Origin of the sequence: Streptomyces sp. NPDC006458 (assembly GCF_040612135.1) — a bacterium.
Taxonomy (GTDB): domain Bacteria; phylum Actinomycetota; class Actinomycetes; order Streptomycetales; family Streptomycetaceae; genus Streptomyces.
Window position 1 is genome coordinate 153,011 of sequence record NZ_JBEXPR010000015.1, and the last position, 16,684, is coordinate 169,694.

The 16,684-nt window shown below is 72.9% G+C and carries 13 protein-coding genes; 5 read left to right on the forward strand and 8 right to left on the reverse strand.

Annotated elements, in window-relative coordinates; genetic code table 11:
- Positions 1-246: 246 nt before the first annotated feature.
- The 7 genes from ABZZ79_RS21555 to rsmI all read right to left on the reverse strand — a co-directional run bounded on the left by ABZZ79_RS21555 (position 247) and on the right by rsmI (position 8,694).
- A complete protein-coding gene (locus ABZZ79_RS21555) occupies positions 247-2,052 on the reverse strand; it encodes an ABC-F family ATP-binding cassette domain-containing protein (protein ID WP_356691043.1) in 1,806 nt (601 codons plus the stop codon).
- Between the two features lie 262 nt (positions 2,053-2,314).
- Positions 2,315-3,211, reverse strand: a complete 897-nt coding sequence (locus tag ABZZ79_RS21560) for a 4-(cytidine 5'-diphospho)-2-C-methyl-D-erythritol kinase (RefSeq protein WP_356691045.1) — start codon at positions 3,209-3,211, stop codon at positions 2,315-2,317.
- Positions 3,208-4,077 (reverse strand): 16S rRNA (adenine(1518)-N(6)/adenine(1519)-N(6))-dimethyltransferase RsmA, encoded by an 870-nt coding sequence (gene rsmA / locus ABZZ79_RS21565; protein WP_356691047.1) that lies wholly within the window; start codon positions 4,075-4,077, stop codon positions 3,208-3,210. The genes ABZZ79_RS21560 and rsmA overlap by 4 nt, the downstream gene beginning before the upstream one ends.
- Before the next feature lie 325 nt (positions 4,078-4,402).
- Positions 4,403-6,115, reverse strand: coding sequence for a ubiquitin-like domain-containing protein (locus ABZZ79_RS21570; RefSeq protein ID WP_356691049.1), 1,713 nt, complete (start codon positions 6,113-6,115; stop codon positions 4,403-4,405).
- Positions 6,116-6,261: 146 nt separating this feature from the next.
- Entirely contained in the window at positions 6,262-7,143 is an 882-nt protein-coding gene (locus ABZZ79_RS21575) for a TatD family hydrolase (RefSeq protein ID WP_356691051.1), read from the reverse strand.
- Positions 7,144-7,202: 59 nt separating this feature from the next.
- Positions 7,203-7,592, reverse strand: a complete 390-nt coding sequence (locus ABZZ79_RS21580) for a hypothetical protein (protein WP_356691053.1) — start codon at positions 7,590-7,592, stop codon at positions 7,203-7,205.
- Between the two features lie 232 nt (positions 7,593-7,824).
- The gene (gene rsmI, locus ABZZ79_RS21585; RefSeq protein WP_356691055.1) at positions 7,825-8,694 is read right to left on the reverse strand and encodes a 16S rRNA (cytidine(1402)-2'-O)-methyltransferase; all 870 of its coding nucleotides are present in this window, start codon (positions 8,692-8,694) and stop codon (positions 7,825-7,827) included.
- A gap of 130 nt (positions 8,695-8,824) precedes the next feature.
- Here rsmI and ABZZ79_RS21590 point away from each other — a divergent pair, with 130 nt between their 5' ends.
- From ABZZ79_RS21590 to ABZZ79_RS21600, 3 genes are all read left to right on the forward strand, one after another.
- On the forward strand, positions 8,825-10,576 hold the full coding sequence (locus ABZZ79_RS21590; protein WP_356691057.1) for a phospholipid carrier-dependent glycosyltransferase: 1,752 nt from the start codon (positions 8,825-8,827) through the stop codon (positions 10,574-10,576).
- A 107-nt stretch (positions 10,577-10,683) separates the two neighbouring features.
- Positions 10,684-12,312: a penicillin-binding transpeptidase domain-containing protein gene (locus ABZZ79_RS21595; RefSeq protein ID WP_356691059.1), complete on the forward strand. Its 1,629-nt coding sequence runs from the start codon at positions 10,684-10,686 to the stop codon at positions 12,310-12,312.
- A 157-nt stretch (positions 12,313-12,469) separates the two neighbouring features.
- Entirely contained in the window at positions 12,470-14,140 is a 1,671-nt protein-coding gene (locus ABZZ79_RS21600; RefSeq protein WP_356691061.1) for a penicillin-binding transpeptidase domain-containing protein, read from the forward strand.
- Between the two features lie 84 nt (positions 14,141-14,224).
- Here the strand turns inward: ABZZ79_RS21600 and ABZZ79_RS21605 are convergent, their stop codons facing one another.
- Positions 14,225-14,584 (reverse strand): SsgA family sporulation/cell division regulator, encoded by a 360-nt coding sequence (locus ABZZ79_RS21605; RefSeq protein ID WP_356691063.1) that lies wholly within the window; start codon positions 14,582-14,584, stop codon positions 14,225-14,227.
- A gap of 165 nt (positions 14,585-14,749) precedes the next feature.
- On the opposite strand from ABZZ79_RS21605, the gene ABZZ79_RS21610 reads away from it, so the two are divergent.
- Together ABZZ79_RS21610 and cbiQ are read left to right on the forward strand one after the other, a co-directional pair.
- On the forward strand, positions 14,750-15,799 hold the full coding sequence (locus ABZZ79_RS21610) for an energy-coupling factor ABC transporter permease (protein WP_356691065.1): 1,050 nt from the start codon (positions 14,750-14,752) through the stop codon (positions 15,797-15,799).
- Between the two features lies 1 nt (position 15,800).
- Positions 15,801-16,562 (forward strand): cobalt ECF transporter T component CbiQ, encoded by a 762-nt coding sequence (gene cbiQ, locus ABZZ79_RS21615; RefSeq protein ID WP_356691067.1) that lies wholly within the window; start codon positions 15,801-15,803, stop codon positions 16,560-16,562.
- Positions 16,563-16,684 lie beyond the last annotated feature (122 nt).

The window sequence follows — 16,684 nt, forward strand, 5'->3', positions numbered from 1 at the left end:
TCTTCCCCCTCGTTCACTGATTTTTAGCCACGCCCTGAGGTTTGTGATGGACCCAGAGCCGTTCGGTCTCAGACCGTTCTCAGACGGCCCTTTCTATCACTCGCCACCGACAGTCAAGAGGCCCGGCTCCTCCCCTGTTCCCAAGGGAGGACCGGGCCGTGATGGCTCCGTTACGCGCCTTCACGCCCCCTTCACGCGCCGCGCGCCACCTCCACGCGCGCCGGTACCGCGGGCGGGCCCCGATTCTCAGGCGTCCTCGGCGAGTTCCAGCCAGCGCAGTTCGAGCTCCTCGCGCTCGCCGGACAAAGCGCGCAGTTCGGCGTCGAGTTCGGCGACCTTCGCGAAGTCGGTGGCGTGCTCGGCGATCTGCGCGTGCAGCTTGGTCTCCTTCTCGGAGATCTTGTCCAACTGCCGCTCGATCCTCTGCAGTTCCTTCTTCGCGGCGCGCTGGTCGGCGGCGCTCTTCTCCGCGGCGGGCTTCGGCGCGGCGGCCGGGGCGGCGGCCGCGGCCACCTCCTCCATCCGCTTGCGGCGCTCCAGGTACTCGTCGATGCCGCGGGGCAGCATCCGCAGGGCGGAGTCGCCGAGGAGGGCGAACACCCTGTCGGTGGTGCGCTCGACGAAGAACCGGTCGTGGGAGATGACGATCATCGAGCCGGGCCAGCCGTCTAGGACGTCCTCCAGCTGCGTGAGGGTCTCGATGTCGAGGTCGTTGGTGGGCTCGTCGAGGAAGAGGACGTTGGGCTCGTCCATGAGCAGGCGCAGCAGTTGCAGGCGCCGCCTCTCACCGCCGGACAGGTCGCCGACCGGCGTCCACTGCTTCTCCTTGTTGAAGCCGAACGTCTCGCACAACTGGCCGGCCGTCAGCTCGCGCCCCTTGCCGAGGTCCACGCGCTCGCGCACCTGCTGCACGGCCTGAAGGACGCGCCAGGAGGGGTCGAGTTCGGCGACCTCCTGGGAGAGGTAGGCCAGCTTCACGGTCTTGCCGACGGTGACCCGGCCGCCGGCCGGCTGTGCCTCGCCCTCGGTGCGCGCGGCCTCGGCCATCGCCCGCAGCAGGGAGGTCTTGCCCGCGCCGTTGACGCCGACCAGGCCGATCCGGTCACCGGGGCCGAGCTGCCAGGTGACGTGCTTGAGCAGCACCTTGGGACCCGCCTGGATGCTCACGTCCTCCAGGTCGAACACGGTCCTGCCGAGCCGTGAGGACGCGAACTTCATCAGCTCGCTGCTGTCCCGGGGCGGCGGCACGTCCTTGATCAGCTCGTTGGCGGCCTCCACCCGGAACCGCGGCTTGGAGGTGCGGGCGGGGGCGCCGCGGCGCAGCCAGGCCAGCTCCTTGCGGACCAGGTTCTGCCGCTTGACCTCCTCGGTCGCCGCGATCCGCTCGCGCTCGGCGCGCGCGAAGACGTAGTCGGAGTAGCCGCCCTCGTACTCGTAGACCGCTCCGCGCTGCACGTCCCACATGCGGGTGCAGACCTGGTCCAGGAACCAGCGGTCGTGGGTGACGCACACCAGCGCCGAGCGGCGCTCCCGCAGGTGCTGGGCGAGCCAGGAGATGCCCTCGACGTCGAGGTGGTTGGTGGGCTCGTCGAGCACAATCAGGTCGTGGTCCTCGATGAGCAGCTTGGCCAGCGCGATCCGGCGTCGCTCACCGCCGGAGAGCGGGCCGATGACGGTGTCCAGCCCCTTGGGGAAGCCGGGCAGGTCCAGGCCGCCGAACAGGCCGGTCAGCACGTCGCGGACCTTGGCGTTGCCCGCCCACTCGTGGTCGGCCATGTCCCGGATGACCTCGTGCCGGACGGTCGCCTCCGGGTCGAGCGAGTCGTGCTGGGTGAGCACGCCCATCCGCACCCCGCCCGCGTGGGTGACGCGCCCGGTGTCGGCCTCCTCCAGCTTCGCCAGCATGCGGATCAGCGTCGTCTTGCCGTCGCCGTTGCGGCCGACCACGCCGATGCGGTCGCCTTCGGACACACCCAGGGAGATGCCGTCGAGCAGGGCACGCGTGCCGTACACCTTGCTGACGTTCTCGACATTGACCAGATTGACGGCCATTTCACTCCTGAGCGCGAGGATGGATCGACCATCCAGAGTAGTCGGACACGGGGGGCGCGCCCGGAGACCGGCCGCGCCGTCGGGCGCCGCTCGCCCGCTCCTGCGGGCGCCGCGGGTGGTACCGGACCGCCGGCAGCGGGAGGCCCTCCGGGTCGGCCCCCGCCGCCAGGGGCCGATGTGGTCCTCGGCCGCCACGCGGCGCGGGTCGTCGCGGTGGGCCGGGGCGGCGACGGCGTCGGTACGGGTGCGCCGGCGCTGTTCCTCAGACGACCGTGGCGCCTTCGGCGGGGCCCTGTGTCGTACGGACCGCGCGGCAGGTTCCCGAGGCGCTCAGGGCGTCCGCGACCTTCCGCGCCGCCGCGGCCGAGTCGCACAGGAAGGCGGTCGTCGGGCCCGAGCCGGAGACCAGGGCGCCCAGCGCGCCCGCGGCGGTGCCCGCGTCCAGTGTGGCGGCCAGTGACGGGCGCAGGGAGAGCGCGGCGGGCTGGAGGTCGTTGACGAGGGTCGCGGCGAGGGCGTGGGCGTCGCCCTTGGCGAGGGCGGCCGTCAGGTCCGGGGACGCGACCGGCTCGGGGACGTCCGTGCCCTGCGTGAGGCGGTCGAACTCGCGGAAGACCGCGGGGGTCGACAGCCCCGCGTCGGCGAGGGCGAACACCCAGTGGAAGGCGCCGCCCACCTCCAGGGGCGTCAACCGCTCCCCCCGGCCGACACCCAGCGCGGCGCCGCCCACGAGGCTGAACGGCACGTCGCTGCCCAGCTCGGCGCAGATCTCCAGCAGTTCCTCGCGCGAGGCGCCCGTGCCCCACAGGGCGTCGCAGGCGAGCAGCGCGCCCGCGCCGTCGGCGCTCCCGCCGGCCATGCCGCCGGCGACGGGGATGTCCTTGGTGATGTGGATGTGGACGTCGGGCGTGCGGCCGTGGCGTGCGGCGAGGGCGACGGCGGCGCGGGCGGCGAGGTTGGAGTCGTCCAGGGGGACCAGCCCGGCGTCGGGTCCCTCGCAGGTGACGCGGAGTCCGTCCGGCGACGGGGTGACGGTGATCTCGTCGTACAGCCCGACCGCGAGGAAGACGTTGGCCAGGTCGTGGAAGCCGTCCGGGCGGGCGGCGCCGACCGCGAGCTGCACGTTGACCTTGGCCGGGACCCGTACGGTGACGCTCACTTGCCGGTCTCCTTGTGCTCGGCGATCCGCGCGAACTCCTCGACGGTCAGGGACTCGCCGCGCGCCTGCGGGGACACCCCGGCCGCGACGAGGGCGGCCTCGGCGGCGGCCGCGGAACCGGCCCAGCCGGCGAGGGCCGCGCGCAGCGTCTTGCGGCGCTGGGCGAAGGCCGCGTCGATGACGGCGAAGACCTCCCGCTTGGTCGCCCGGGTCTTGACCGGCTCGGTGCGGCGGGTCAGGGCGACGAGCCCGCTGTCGACGTTCGGAGCGGGCCAGAAGACGTTGCGGCCGATGGCACCGGCCCGTTTGACCTCGGCGTACCAGTTCGCCTTCACGGACGGCACGCCGTACACCTTCGAGCCGGGCGGCGCGGCGAGCCGGTCGGCGACCTCCGCCTGCACCATGACGAGGGTGCGCTCGATCGTCGGGAAGGTGTCGAGCATGTGCAGCAGGACGGGCACGGCCACGTTGTAGGGCAGGTTCGCCACCAGGGCCGTCGGCGCCGGGCCGGGCAGTTCGCCCACGTGCATGGCGTCGGAGTGGACCAGCGCGAAGCGCTCCGCCCGCTCGGGCATGCGGGCCGCGATCGTGGCGGGCAGCGCGGCGGCGAGGACGTCGTCGATCTCGACGGCCGTGACCCGGTCGGCGACCTCAAGCAGGGCGAGGGTGAGGCTGCCGAGCCCCGGGCCGACCTCGACGACCACGTCCTCGGGGCGGACCTCGGCGGTCCGCACGATACGGCGGACCGTGTTGGCGTCGATCACGAAGTTCTGGCCGCGCTGCTTGGTCGGGCGCACACCGAGGGCGGCCGCGAGTTCGCGGACGTCGGTGGGGCCGAGAAGGGCGTCGGGGGTGGGGCTGCTCACGGCACAAGGGTACGGGGGCCCGCCGCCCCGCCCCGACGGATCACCCGGGCGGCCGGGCTCCGCGGGGCAGCCGGGCTCCGCCGGGCAGCCGGGCTCCCCGGGGCAGCGGGGCGGCCGGACTCCGTAGGGCGGCCGGACTCCCCGTGGCGGCCGGACTCCGCCGAGCCGGGCAGCCGGACTCCCGGGGCAGCCGGGCTCAGCCGGGCAGCGGGGCAGCCGGGCTCCGCCGGGCGGCCGGGCTCCGCAGGACTCCCCAGGGCAGCGGGGCGGCCGGACTCCCCGGGGCAGCCGGGCAGCCGCCTCCGCCGGGCGGCCGGGCGGTTCCTCATCCGTGCAGCCGGGCCCCGCAGTGCGGCCAGGGGCTCGCGCCTCGGCGCATGTACAGCTTCTTCGCGCGGAAGGTCTGCTCGGCCGCGGGCGCGTCCTGCGGGCGGCCGCTGCCGCCGAGGCTCTGCCAGGTCCGGGTGTCGAACTGGTACAGGCCGCCGTAGGTGCCGGAGGAGTCGACCGCGTCCGGCCGTCCGCCCGACTCGCACACGGCGAGAGCCTGCCAGTCGAGGCCGTCGGCCCCCCGCACGGAGGCCGGCAGCGCCTTGGTGCCCACCTTCACCAGCTGGTCGCGCGGCTCGCGCACGGTCTCGGTCTCGACCAGGCGCGGCTTCTGCCGGACGCCGTTGACCGTGCGCAGATGGAGGGTGACCCGGCGCAGGCCCGGCAGTCCTGGGCGCTCGACGACCTCGGTGCCCTTGAACAGCGTCGGGTCCTCGGTCCATCGCACCTCGAACGGAATGCGCTCCTCACGCACCTCCTTCGTGCCGGTGATCCGCAGCACGGTGACGGTCTGCCCGTCGCGCGGGAAGCTGCCCTGCGGGACGGAGATGGCGTCCTGGCCGCGCAGGGTGATCCCGGCCTGCTCGACCGCCTCGCGCACGGTCGCCGCGTTGGTGCGGATGGTGCGGGCGCGGCCGTCGGCCATGATCGTCACGGAGCGCTCGGTGCGCACGTCCAGGACCAGGCCCTCGCGTCCGATCGGCCGCGAGCGGGAGGTCGACACGTACGCGCCCTGGGCGCGCACACCCAGCTGCTCCAGCGCGCCCTCCACGGTGTGCGCCGTCGTCCACACCTCGCGCCGGTGCCCGTCGAGCGTGAGCCGGAGAGGGCGCCCGTAGCGCACCGCGACCTCGTCGCCGCTCTCCAGCTCCGTGCCCGGAGCGGGCGCCACCATGTCGTGCGGTCCCACCACGACGCCCTCCTGCGCCAGCAGCTCGGTCACGTCGTCGGCGAAGGTGTGCAGCGTCCTGGGACGGCCGTCGACGCTCAGCTCCACGGCCTTGTCCTCGGCGACGAAGGCGGTCGTGCCACCGGCGAGGAAGGCGACGACCAGTGCCCGGGGCAGCAGCCGGCGCACGGGACCGTCCGCGCGCGGGGGGCGGACGGGGCCGACGCCGTAGGGGAGCGTGGGGCTGTGGTGGTGCTCCGGGCTTCGCAGGTGCTCGGGGTCCTGGGGGTGTGCGGGGCTGCGGGGGCGCGGCGCGGCGTCCGTCTGCCCGGCGCCCCGCGCCCGGCGTCGGCGCGCGGCCCGGCCCTCCCCGTCGGCGCGCGCCTCGTACGGCACGGGTCGGGCGGGCACACCAGGGTCGCCGTACGGGTCATCGCTCGCCGGGTCGCCCCCGTACGCCCGGGCGCCCCGCTGGGCCGGCGCGGGCGGGTCGCCCTCCCCCGGCGAGCCCCCCGTCCGGCGGCGCGGCGACGCGGCGGCGGACTCGTAGGCGGGGGCGTAGGTGTCCGTGCCCGACGCGTGGACGTCCTCGGGCGCGAACGCGTAAGGCGACGCGTGGGGCGCCAGGTAGGGGGCGCCCGTGCGGGGCTGCGGGTAGGTCTCGCCGTACCCCAGCGTCTCGGCGGTGTGCGGGTCGAAGGGGGCGGTGTACGGCGGGCCGCCGGTGCCGGGGGCGTACGCGGGGACCGGGTGGTCGAACGGGTCGTACTCGGGGGTGCGCGTGTACCGCTCGTCGCGCACGTACGGCGAATCGCTCACGCCGACACGCTCCAGGAGTCCAGAGGGGTCCCGATCGGGCCACCAGAACCTAGCGGAGCCGCCGTCACTCTCCAAAGCGACGCGACTACACACCGTCGCGGCGTGATGGCGGACGGGCCCTCGGACGATGCCGGGGCCGCCCTGCGTCAGTAGCCGAAGGCGCGGGCCGTGTTCGCCGCGAGGGCCGTCGCCAGCGCGTCCTCGTCGATGCCCCGCACGGCGGCCATCGCGCGCACCGTGACCGGGATGAGATACGGGGCGTTGGGCCGTCCGCGGTACGGCGCGGGCGTGAGGAACGGCGCGTCCGTCTCCACCAGCAGCAGCTCCAGCGGGGCCACCGCCACCGCGTCCCGCAGGTTCTGGGCGTTCTTGAAGGTGACGTTGCCGGCGAAGGACATGAAGTAGCCGGAGCGGGCGCAGATCTCGGCCATCTCGGCGTCGCCGGAGTAGCAGTGGAAGACCGTCCGCTGCGGCGCGCCCTCCTCCTTCAGCACGCGCAGCACGTCGGCGTGGGCGTCGCGGTCGTGGATGACCAGCGCCTTGCCGTGCCGCTTGGCGATCTCGATGTGGGCGCGGAAGGAGCGCTCCTGCGCGGCCTTGCCGTCCTCACCGGTGCGGAAGTAGTCCAGGCCGGTCTCGCCGACGCCCTTGACCTGCGACAGCGCGGCGAGCCGGTCGATCTCGGCGAGCGCCTCGTCCAGGCCCGCCTCGCCGCCGGGCTGCCGCGCGCCCTGCCGGGACCATCCGTCGGGGTCGCCGTGGACGATGCGCGGGGCCTCGTTGGGGTGCAGGGCGACGGTCGCGTGGACGGCGTCGTGGACCGCGGCGGTCGCGGCGGCCCAGCGCGAGCCGGCCACGTCGCAGCCCACCTGCACCACGGTCGTCACCCCGACCGACGCCGCCTTCGCCAGGGCCTCCTCGACTGTGCCGGACTGCATGTCGAGGTGGGTGTGGGAGTCGGCGACCGGCACCGCGAGGGGCACGGGCAGCGGCGGCGCGGCGTTCTTGTCGGCGGCGTTCGAAGGCATGCCCCGATCCTACGAAAGGGGCATGCCCGACAGGTTCCCCAGGCCCGGCCCCCGGGTTCTCAGCTCGCCCGGCGCCGGAAGGCGTGCAGGAGGTCCGGGAGATGCCACCGGTGCCGCGCCCGGGTCTCCCGGCCCGGCACCGGCGCCTTCTCGCGCGGCCGCGGCCGGCCCGCGTTCAGCACCAGGGCCACCTGCCCGGCCCGCATGATCCGCACGACATGGCTGTCGCAGTGCTCGCACAGCGGCCGGCTCAGCGGCGAGGGGACGACACGGTCGTCGGCGACGTAGGTGACGAACTCCCGCCCCTCGACGTCGAGGTGGTGCTCGATCACATACGACTGCTCCCAGCCGTGTCCGCAGTGCATACAGGCGAAGGAATACGACTCGTTGGCGACGGGGAGGGAGGCGGGCGGCCGCGCCCGGTGGCCGATACCGGCGATCTCTGTCATGCCAGCTCCTGAGTCCGCTGGTGGGCGGGGACGGGTGCGTCCCCGGAAGTCCCTCCACCAGTGGACTCCTCGGCCCGCGCGGGCGCGACGGACCTGTCGAGTGTTGGAGCCGATTTGGGCGTTCCTTGCCGCGGCGCCCCTGCTGAGAGGCTCGCGCTTTGCTTTGGGGCGCCCGGCTTTTGCCTTGGGGCACACGGCCTTTGCCTGGGGGCACACGGCCTTTGCCCAGAAATCAGCCGCCGGCGGGCATGGATCGGGCTCCCGCGTTCTTCGCCGCCACGACCGCGTCGAAGACCTCCCGCTTGGGCAGTCCGGCCTCCGCCGCAACCGCCGCGATGGCCTCCTTGCGCCGCTCGCCCGCCTCCTCGCGCACCCGCACCCGGCGCACCAGTTCGGCCGCGTCGAGCGTCTCGGGTCCCCTGTCGGGCGCGCCCTGGACGACCACGGTGATCTCCCCGCGCACGCCCTCGGCGGCCCACGCGGCCAGCTCGGCCAGCGGACCGCGCCTGACCTCCTCGTAGGTCTTGGTCAGTTCACGGCACACCGCGGCGCGCCGGTCGGCGCCGAACACCTCGGCCATCGCCGCCAGGGTGTCGTCGAGCCGGTGCGGCGCCTCGAAGTAGACCAGCGTGCGCCGCTCCTCGGCCACCTCCCGCAGCCGGCCGAGCCGCTCGCCGGCCTTGCGGGGCAGGAACCCCTCGAAGCAGAAGCGGTCGACGGGCAGCCCGGACAGGGCGAGCGCGGTGAGCACGGCGGACGGGCCGGGCACGGCGGTGACGCGGACGTCCTTCTCGACGGCGGCGGCGACCAGCCGGTAGCCGGGGTCGGACACGGACGGCATCCCGGCGTCGGTGACCAGCAGCACGCGTGCGCCGCCGAGGAGTTCCTCGACGAGCTCGGGCGTGCGCGCGGACTCGTTGCCCTCGAAGTACGACACCACGCGGCCCTTGGTCGTCACGCCCAGCGCCTGGGTCAGCCGGCGCAGCCGCCGCGTGTCCTCGGCCGCGACCACGTCGGCGCCGGCCAGCTCCGCGGCCAGCCGGGGCGGCGCGTCCGCGAGGTCGCCGATGGGGGTGCCCGCCAAAACAAGGGTTCCAGTCACCCCCCCATCCTCCCAAAGGGAACAGGCCCGCTCTCCCGGAGGCCGCCGAGGCCCCCTGGGAAGTCACCCGCGTCCGACGCATCCACCGCATGCACGGGACTCACACAGCACCGTTCCCTACGATGGCGCGGTGACCAGTACCGCGTCCTCCGCGTCCTCGACGGACCTCCGCCATGAGCAGGCCCCGCACGACCAGCGGCCGTCGTGGCAGCAGCGGCTGCGCCGGTTCGGCTACGCGGCGCGGCCCGAGGGCGATGTCCGGGACCGGCTGGTGCCGCCGTACGCCGAGCACTCGCCGCGGCTGTGGTCGGTGTTCGGCGCGCCGCCCGCCCTCGCCGAGCGGTTCAACCGGCTGTCCGGCTGGCTCGGCCCGCTGCTGGTGACGCTGTTCGCGGGCGTCCTGCGGTTCTGGAACCTGGGCAGCCCGAAGGCGGTGATATTCGACGAGACGTACTACGCGAAGGACGCGTGGGCGCTCGTCCACCGCGGCTTCGAGGTGAACTGGGACAAGAACGCCAACGACCTGGTCCTGTCCACGGGCGGGCACGTCCCGATCCCGACGGACGCCGCGTACGTCGTGCATCCGCCGGTCGGCAAGTACGTCATCGGGCTGGGCGAGCTGATCTTCGGGTTCGACCCGTTCGGCTGGCGGTTCATGACCGCGCTGCTCGGCACGCTGTCGGTGCTGATGGTGTGCCGGGTGGGGCGGCGGCTGTTCCGCTCGACGTTCCTGGGCTGCCTGGCGGGCGCGCTGCTGGCGGTGGACGGTCTGCACTTCGTGATGAGCCGCACCTCGCTGCTCGACGGGGTGCTGATGTTCTTCGTCCTGGCGGCGTTCTGCTGTCTGGTGATCGACCGCGACAACGCGCGGGCCAGGCTCGCCGCCGCGCTGCCGGCCGACGAGGACGGCCGGGTGCGCCCCAGCGCCCAGGTCGCCGACACGCTGCGGCTGGGCCTGCGGCCGTGGCGCTGGACCGCGGGACTGATGCTGGGCCTGGCCATCGGCACCAAGTGGAACGGCCTGTACTTCCTGGCCGCGTTCGGGCTCATGACCGTGCTGTGGGACATCGGCTCCCGCAAGGTGGCGGGGGCCCGCCACCCGTACCTGGCGGTGTTCAAGTACGACCTGGGCTTCGCGTTCCTGGCGACCGTGCCCGTCGCCGTCCTCACCTATCTGCTCTCGTGGACCGGGTGGATCCTGTCCCCGGCCGACGGCACCGGCGGCTACTACCGCGACTGGGCCGTCAAGGACGGCCGCGACAGCTCCTGGTCCTGGCTGTTCCCGGACTGGTGGCGCAGCCTGTGGCACTACGAGACCCAGGTGTACGACTTCCACGTCGGGCTGTCCTCGCCGCATACGTACGAGTCCAACCCGTGGAGCTGGATCGTGCTGGGCCGCCCGGTGTCGTACTTCTACGAGTCCCCGGCGCCCGGCCGGGACGGCTGCCCGGCAGACGCGGGCGAGAAGTGCGCACGCGAGGTGCTGGCGCTCGGCACGCCGGTGCTGTGGTGGGTGGGCTGCTTCGCGCTGCTGTACGTGCTCTACCGCTGGTTCTTCCGCCGCGACTGGCGCGCGGGCGCCATCGCCTGCGCGATCGTGGCGGGTTACCTGCCCTGGTTCTTCTTCCAGGAGCGCACGATCTTCTTCTTCTACGCCGTGGTGTTCGTGCCGTTCCTCTGCCTGGCGGTGGCGATGCTGGTCGGCACGCTGGTGGGCCCCCCGGGTTCGGGCGACACCCGCCGCGTGGCCGGGGCGACGAGCGCGGGCGTACTGGTCCTGCTGATCGCCTGGAACTTCATCTACTTCTGGCCGATCTACACCGGTACGGCCATCCCCATAGACGACTGGCGGTCGCGGATGTGGCTGGACACCTGGGTCTGACACGGTCCCAGGTTTCGGTCTGGAGAGCCGGGCACCCGCCCCGGATGTCGGCGCCGCCCCTTACAGTGCAAGGGAAGTGAAACGGGGGACACGGGAGGGACCGCGCGATGCGCAAGGGGGTCAAGGGAGCTGTCGTCGGGGCGGTGTTCGCGGCGATGCTCGGCGGCGCCGGGTACGGCGCGTTCAATCTGGTGTCCGCGCTGGGCGGCGACGACGGCTCGGGCACGGCCGGCTCGACGTCCGCGAAGAGCGGACCGCCGGACAGTGACGAGATCGCCGCGACCACGAAGGAGTTCTTCGCCGCCTGGGAACAGGGCCGGGGCGCGCGGGCCGCGTCGTTCACGAACAACGCGGTGGACGCCGAGCCGGTGCTGACGTCGTTCGGCGGCAGCGCGCATCTGACGGATGTGCACATCACGCCGGGCACGCCGGCCGGCACCACCGTGCCCTACTCGGTGCGGGCGACCGTCTCGTACAAGGGGCGGACCAAGCCGCTGGAGTACGACACCGAGTTGACGGTGGTGCGCGGGATCACGACCGGGCGGGCGCTGGTCGACTGGCAGCCCACGGTGGTCCATCCCGAGCTGGGCAAGGGCGACACCCTGGTCACGGAGGAGTCCGCGAGCCCGCCGATCGAGGCGGTCGCGCGCGACGGCAGCGTCCTGACGAAGGACAGGTACCCCTCGCTGGGCCCGGTCCTGGACGATCTGCGCAAGCGCTACGGCCATGAGGCGGGCGGCACGCGCGGGGTGGAGCTGTCGGTCCGGCACACCGCGACCGGCGCGGCCGACACGGCACTGCTGACCCTCACCGAGGGCCGGGCGGGCCGGCTGCCGACCACGATCAGCCCGCGGGTGCAGGCGGCCGCCGAGAAGGCCGTCACCGGCTTCGAGGAATCGTCCGTGGTCGCGGTCAAGCCGAGCACGGGTGAGATCCTCGCGGTCGCCAACAACCGCGTGGACAAGTGGAACGCAGCCTTCGAGGGCGAGCTGGCACCCGGCTCCACCATGAAGATCATCAGCGCGGCGATGCTCATCGACAACGGCCTGACCACGGCGGACGGACCGGCCCCCTGTCCCCCGAACGCGCTCTCGGACGGCCATACCTTCAACAACCTCAAGGGACTCCGGCCGAACGAGGCCGCCACGCTCGCCGACAGCTTCGCCCGTTCCTGCAACACCGCGTTCGTGAAGTTCGCCGACGAGATCCAGGACGACTCCCTCACCAAGGAAGCGCAGGAGCGGTTCGGGCTCGGCCGTGACGACTGGAAGGCCGGCGTCACCACGTTCGACGGCAGCGTCCCGGTCTCCGAGGGCCCGGACACGGCGGCCGCGCTGCTCGGCCAGGGCAAGGTGCAGATGAGCCCGCTGAACATGGCGTCCGTCACGGCGACCGCCATCACGGGCTCGTTCCGCCAGCCGGTGATCGTGCCGCAGAGCCTGGACGGCCGCCCGCTCGCCCGGGCCGAGGGCCTGCGGCAGAGCACGGTGGGCCAACTGCGCGCCCTGATGAACCGCACCGCCACGAGCGGCACCGCAGCGAAGGCCATGTCCGGCCTGGGCGGCGACATCGGCGCGAAGACCGGCTCCGCCGAGGTCGACGGACAGGCCACCTCCAACAGCTGGTTCACCGGATTCCGCGGTGATGTCGCGGCCGCCGCGATGGCCCAGCAGGGCGGCCACGGCAGCGACGCGGCCGGGCCGATCGTGGCGCAGGTCCTGCGGGCGGGCGGGTGAACGGTCCGGAACCGACCCACGGGTGGCCGACGTCACCCCGGCAGGTCGGGACCGGAGCATGACACTGTCGTTGGGACAGTGAGGGGAACGACGGCAACGACAACAGGGCACGCGGGCGACGGGACCCCGAGGACTCGAAGCGGAGGAACGGACAGCAGTGGGCAAGAGAAGGCGCGTCCCGCAGAGACGGACCGGCAGTCCCGCCGTCATCGGGTCGGTGATCGCCGCGGTCGTCGGCGCCGCCGGCATCGGCGGCTATGTGCTCTACGGCTCGGGCGCCGCCGCCGACGACACCGCGGCCGGCACCGAGCGCGAGTCGGTCAGGACCGGCCCGCTGTCCGCCACCGAGGTGACCACGGCCTCCCAGCGCTTCCTCACCGCCTGGCAGCGAGGACAGGTGACCGCCGCCGCGGCCGCCACCGACGACGCCACCGCCGCCACCACCCTGCTCACCGGCTACGCCAAGGACGCCCGCGTCAAGGGCGTCACCCTCACCCCCGGCGTCCGCCAGGGCGCCAAGGTGCCCTTCACCGTCAAGGGCACCGTCACCCACGGCACCGTCAGCAAGCCGCTGACCTACACCAGCGCCCTCACGGTCGTACGGAACAAGGCCGACGGCAAGCCGCTGGTGCGGTGGGACTCCGCGGTCGTGCACCCCGATCTCAAGGACGGCGACCGGCTGGTCACCGGCGCGACGGGCACCCCGCCGGTCAAGGCGCTGGACCGCGAGGGCGGCGAGCTGAGCGTGAAGGAGTACCCGTCGCTGGCCCCGGTCCTGGACGGGCTGCGCGAGAAGTACGGCAAGACGGCCGGCGGCACCGCGGGGATCGAACTGCGCGTGGTGCGGGGCAAGGCCTCGAAGTCGGCCGACGCGCAACTGTCCGACAAGACGCTGCTGGAGCTGAGCGAGGGCACGCCCGGCACGGTGGAGACCACGTTGAGCCCGGCCCTCCAGGCCCAGGCGGAGCAGCAGGTCGCCACCCGTGAGCGCGCCTCGGTGGTGCTGCTGCGCCCGTCGACGGGCGAGATCCTCGCCGTCGCCAACTCCTCCCCCGGCTTCAACACCGCCTTCCAGGGCTCCCTCGCGCCGGGCTCCACGATGAAGGTCGTCACCTCCTCGATGCTGTTCGAGAAGAAGCTGGCGTCGGCGGAAAAGACGCACCCGTGCCCGAAGTTCTTCACCTACGGCGGCTGGAAGTTCCAGAACGACGACAAGTTCGAGATCAAGAACGGCACGTTCAAGGCGGCCTTCGCCCGCTCCTGCAACACCGCCTTCATCAGTCAGGCGCCGAAGCTGAAGGACTCGGACCTGACCCGGCAGGCGCAGCAGGTGTTCGGGCTGGGCATGGACAACTGGGCCGTCGGGGTGCCGACGTTCGACGGGGCGGTGCCGGTGCAGTCGCAGGCGCAGATGGCGGCCTCGCTCATCGGACAGGGCGGGGTGCGGATGAACCCGCTGAACATGGCGTCGGTCTCGGCGACGATCCAGTCGGGCACCTTCCACCAGCCCTACCTGGTCGCCCCCGCGGTGGACGGGCGCACACTGGCGACCGCCTCGCGCCGGCTGTCGGCGGGCGCGCTCGCGCAGGTGCGGGACGTGATGGCGTACACGGCGGCGTACGGTACGGCGGCCGAGGCCATGCGGGGCGTCACCGGCGACGTGGGCGCCAAGACCGGTTCGGCGGAGGTCGACGGGCAGAAGAAGCCCAACGGCTGGTTCACGGCGTACCGGGGAGATCTTGCGGCCGCGGGCGTGGTCCAGGCGGGCGGCCACGGCGGCGACACCGCGGGCCCGATCGTGGCGGCCATGCTGAAGGCGGGCGGCTGAGGCCGCACACCCGCTCCGGTCGGTGAGCCGCGGCGGCCGTTGCGTACCGCTGGGTGAGCCGCGGCGGCCGGTGATCCGGATCGCTCAGTGGGCGACGGGCTGTGCCGCGGCGATGTACGTCCGGCGCAGGAAGCGCAGCAGCGCCTTGGAGTCGAACTGCACGACCTCGACGCCCTGCGAGGAGTGGAACTCGACGACGGCCTGAACCCGGCCACAGGGCCACACGCGTACCTCTCCGTTGCCGGCCGGGGCACGCAATCCTTGTTCGAGCAGGGACCTGGAGAAGGTCCACTCGTGCGGTCCGGGCAGGCCGACCCGGATCGCGCGGGGATCGATGTCCGGGTCATAGCGCAGCACGACGGGGACGGCTCCGCGTTCTTCCAGCACCGTGACGTCGGTGTCCTTGACTATGTGGGCTCGTGCGTACTGCTCGACTACAGACATCGGCAGGCCCCTAACGCTGCGTGACCTGAATGAAAGCTTTACTTCCGATTTCCCCCCAATGTCGCACATATTCCACGTCGCGCCCCCCGGCATCATGATTCCGTCCAGTAATTAGTGCCTACACGCTCTTGCAAGTGATTCGCATTAAGCCACTATCATCGAACGGTGCATGTGCCTGACGGATTCATCAACGCCCCCACGTCCCTCGCCACCGGAGTCGTGGCCGCCACAGCCGTCGCCGTGAGCCTGCGCGGCGCGCGCCGCGAGCTCGACGAGCGGACCGCGCCGCTGGCCGGACTCGTCGCGGCGTTCATCTTCGCCGTGCAGATGCTGAACTTCCCCGTGGCCGCCGGAACCAGCGGCCATCTGCTGGGCGGGGCCCTGGCCGCGATACTCGTCGGCCCCTTCACAGGCGTGCTGTGTGTGTCGGTGGTCCTGCTGATGCAGGGCGTGCTGTTCGCCGACGGCGGCCTGACCGCGCTCGGCGTGAACATCACCGACATGGCCGTCGTGACGACCGTCGTCGCCTATGCCGTCTTCCGCGGCCTGGTGAAGGTCCTGCCGCGCACCCGCCGTTCGGTGACCGCCGCCACCTTCGTCGCCGCTCTCCTCTCCGTGCCGGTCTCGGCGCTCGCCTTCACCGCGCTGTACGCCGTCGGCGGCACCACCGACGTCTCCATCGGCAAGGTCGCCACCGCCATGGTGGGCGTCCACGTCCTGATCGGCCTCGGCGAGGCCGTGATCACCTCGCTCACCGTCGGCGCCGTCCTCGCCGTCCGCCCCGACCTGGTGTACGGCGCCCGCGACCTGCACCGGCCGCTGAAGCTGCGGGTGAACGGCGAACTCGTCGACGCCCCCGCCGCCCGCCCGGTCCCGGTCGCCGCCCGCCCCACCCGCAAGGTGTGGCTCACCGGCCTGGCCGCCTCCCTGGTACTCGCTGGCGTCGTCAGCTTCTACGCCTCCGCCAGCCCCGACGGCCTGGAGAAGGTCGCCGCCGACCACGGCATCGACAAGAAGGCCGAGGACCACGCGAACGCGGACTCCCCGCTGGCCGACTACGGCGTCAAGGACGTCGACGACGCCCGGCTGTCCGGGGGCCTGGCCGGCGTCATCGGTGTCGGCGTCACGGTCGTGGCCGGCAGCGGGGTGTTCTGGGCGGTCCGCCGACGGCGTTCGGCCGAGGTCACCGACACCTCCGTGACCGCGAGCGCCTGACATGGGGGCCGGGCACGCGCACAAGCTCTACCGGCACGGGCACTCGCCCGTGCACGCGCTTCCGCCGCACACCAAGCTCGTCGCCACCTTCGCCTTCGTGGTGGTCGTGGTGTCGACCCCGCGCGAGGCGATGTGGGCCTTCGGGCTCTACGCCGCGCTCCTCGCGGGCACCGCGGCCCACGCGCGCGTGCCCGCGGGGTTCCTGCTCAAGCGGCTGCTGATCGAGGTGCCGTTCGTCGCGTTCGCCGTGCTGATGCCCTTCGTGGCGGAGGGCGAGCGCACCGAGGTGCTCGGCGTCTCCCTGAGCGTCAGCGGCCTGTGGGGCGCCTGGAACGTCCTCGCCAAGGGCACCCTGGGCGTCGCCGCCTCCGTCCTGCTCGCCTCCACCACCGAGCTGCGCGAGCTGCTGCTCGGCCTGCAACGGCTCAGACTGCCGCCGCTGCTGGTGCAGATCGCGTCCTTCATGATCCGCTACGGCGACGTCATCACGGACGAGATGCGCCGCATGCGGATCGCCCGCGAGTCACGCGGCTTCGAAGCCCGCGGGCTGCGGCACTGGGGCGTGCTCGCCACGTCGGCGGGCGCGCTGTTCATCCGCTCCTACGAACGCGGCGAGCGCGTCCACCTCGCCATGGTCAGCCGCGGCTACGCCGGTTCGATGCCTGTCATCGACGAGGTGACCGCCTCCCGCACACAGTGGACGCATGCCCTCACGCTCCCGGGCGCGGCTCTCGTCGTGTGTCTGCTGGGATGGACCCTTTGAACCCTCCCCCGGTAGAAGCAGGGGGATTCCTGGCTCAGGAGGCCCCACGGGTCGGCGACCCGAAGGGCCTTGCTCCCCCGAAGCCGGCCGGCACGGAACCTGCCCGGTTCGCACTGCGAACG

Bases quoted from the DNA above. Each gene is read 5' to 3' on its own strand.
- ABZZ79_RS21605 (WP_356691063.1), bottom strand. From the start codon at position 14,584: ATGTCTGTAGTCGAGCAGTACGCACGAGCCCACATAGTCAAGGACACC.
- cbiQ (WP_356691067.1), top strand. From the start codon at position 15,801: ATGGGGGCCGGGCACGCGCACAAGCTCTACCGGCACGGGCACTCGCCC.
- ABZZ79_RS21555 (WP_356691043.1), bottom strand. From the start codon at position 2,052: ATGGCCGTCAATCTGGTCAATGTCGAGAACGTCAGCAAGGTGTACGGC.
- ABZZ79_RS21575 (WP_356691051.1), bottom strand. From the start codon at position 7,143: ATGCCTTCGAACGCCGCCGACAAGAACGCCGCGCCGCCGCTGCCCGTG.
- ABZZ79_RS21580 (WP_356691053.1), bottom strand. From the start codon at position 7,592: ATGACAGAGATCGCCGGTATCGGCCACCGGGCGCGGCCGCCCGCCTCC.
- ABZZ79_RS21595 (WP_356691059.1), top strand. From the start codon at position 10,684: ATGCGCAAGGGGGTCAAGGGAGCTGTCGTCGGGGCGGTGTTCGCGGCG.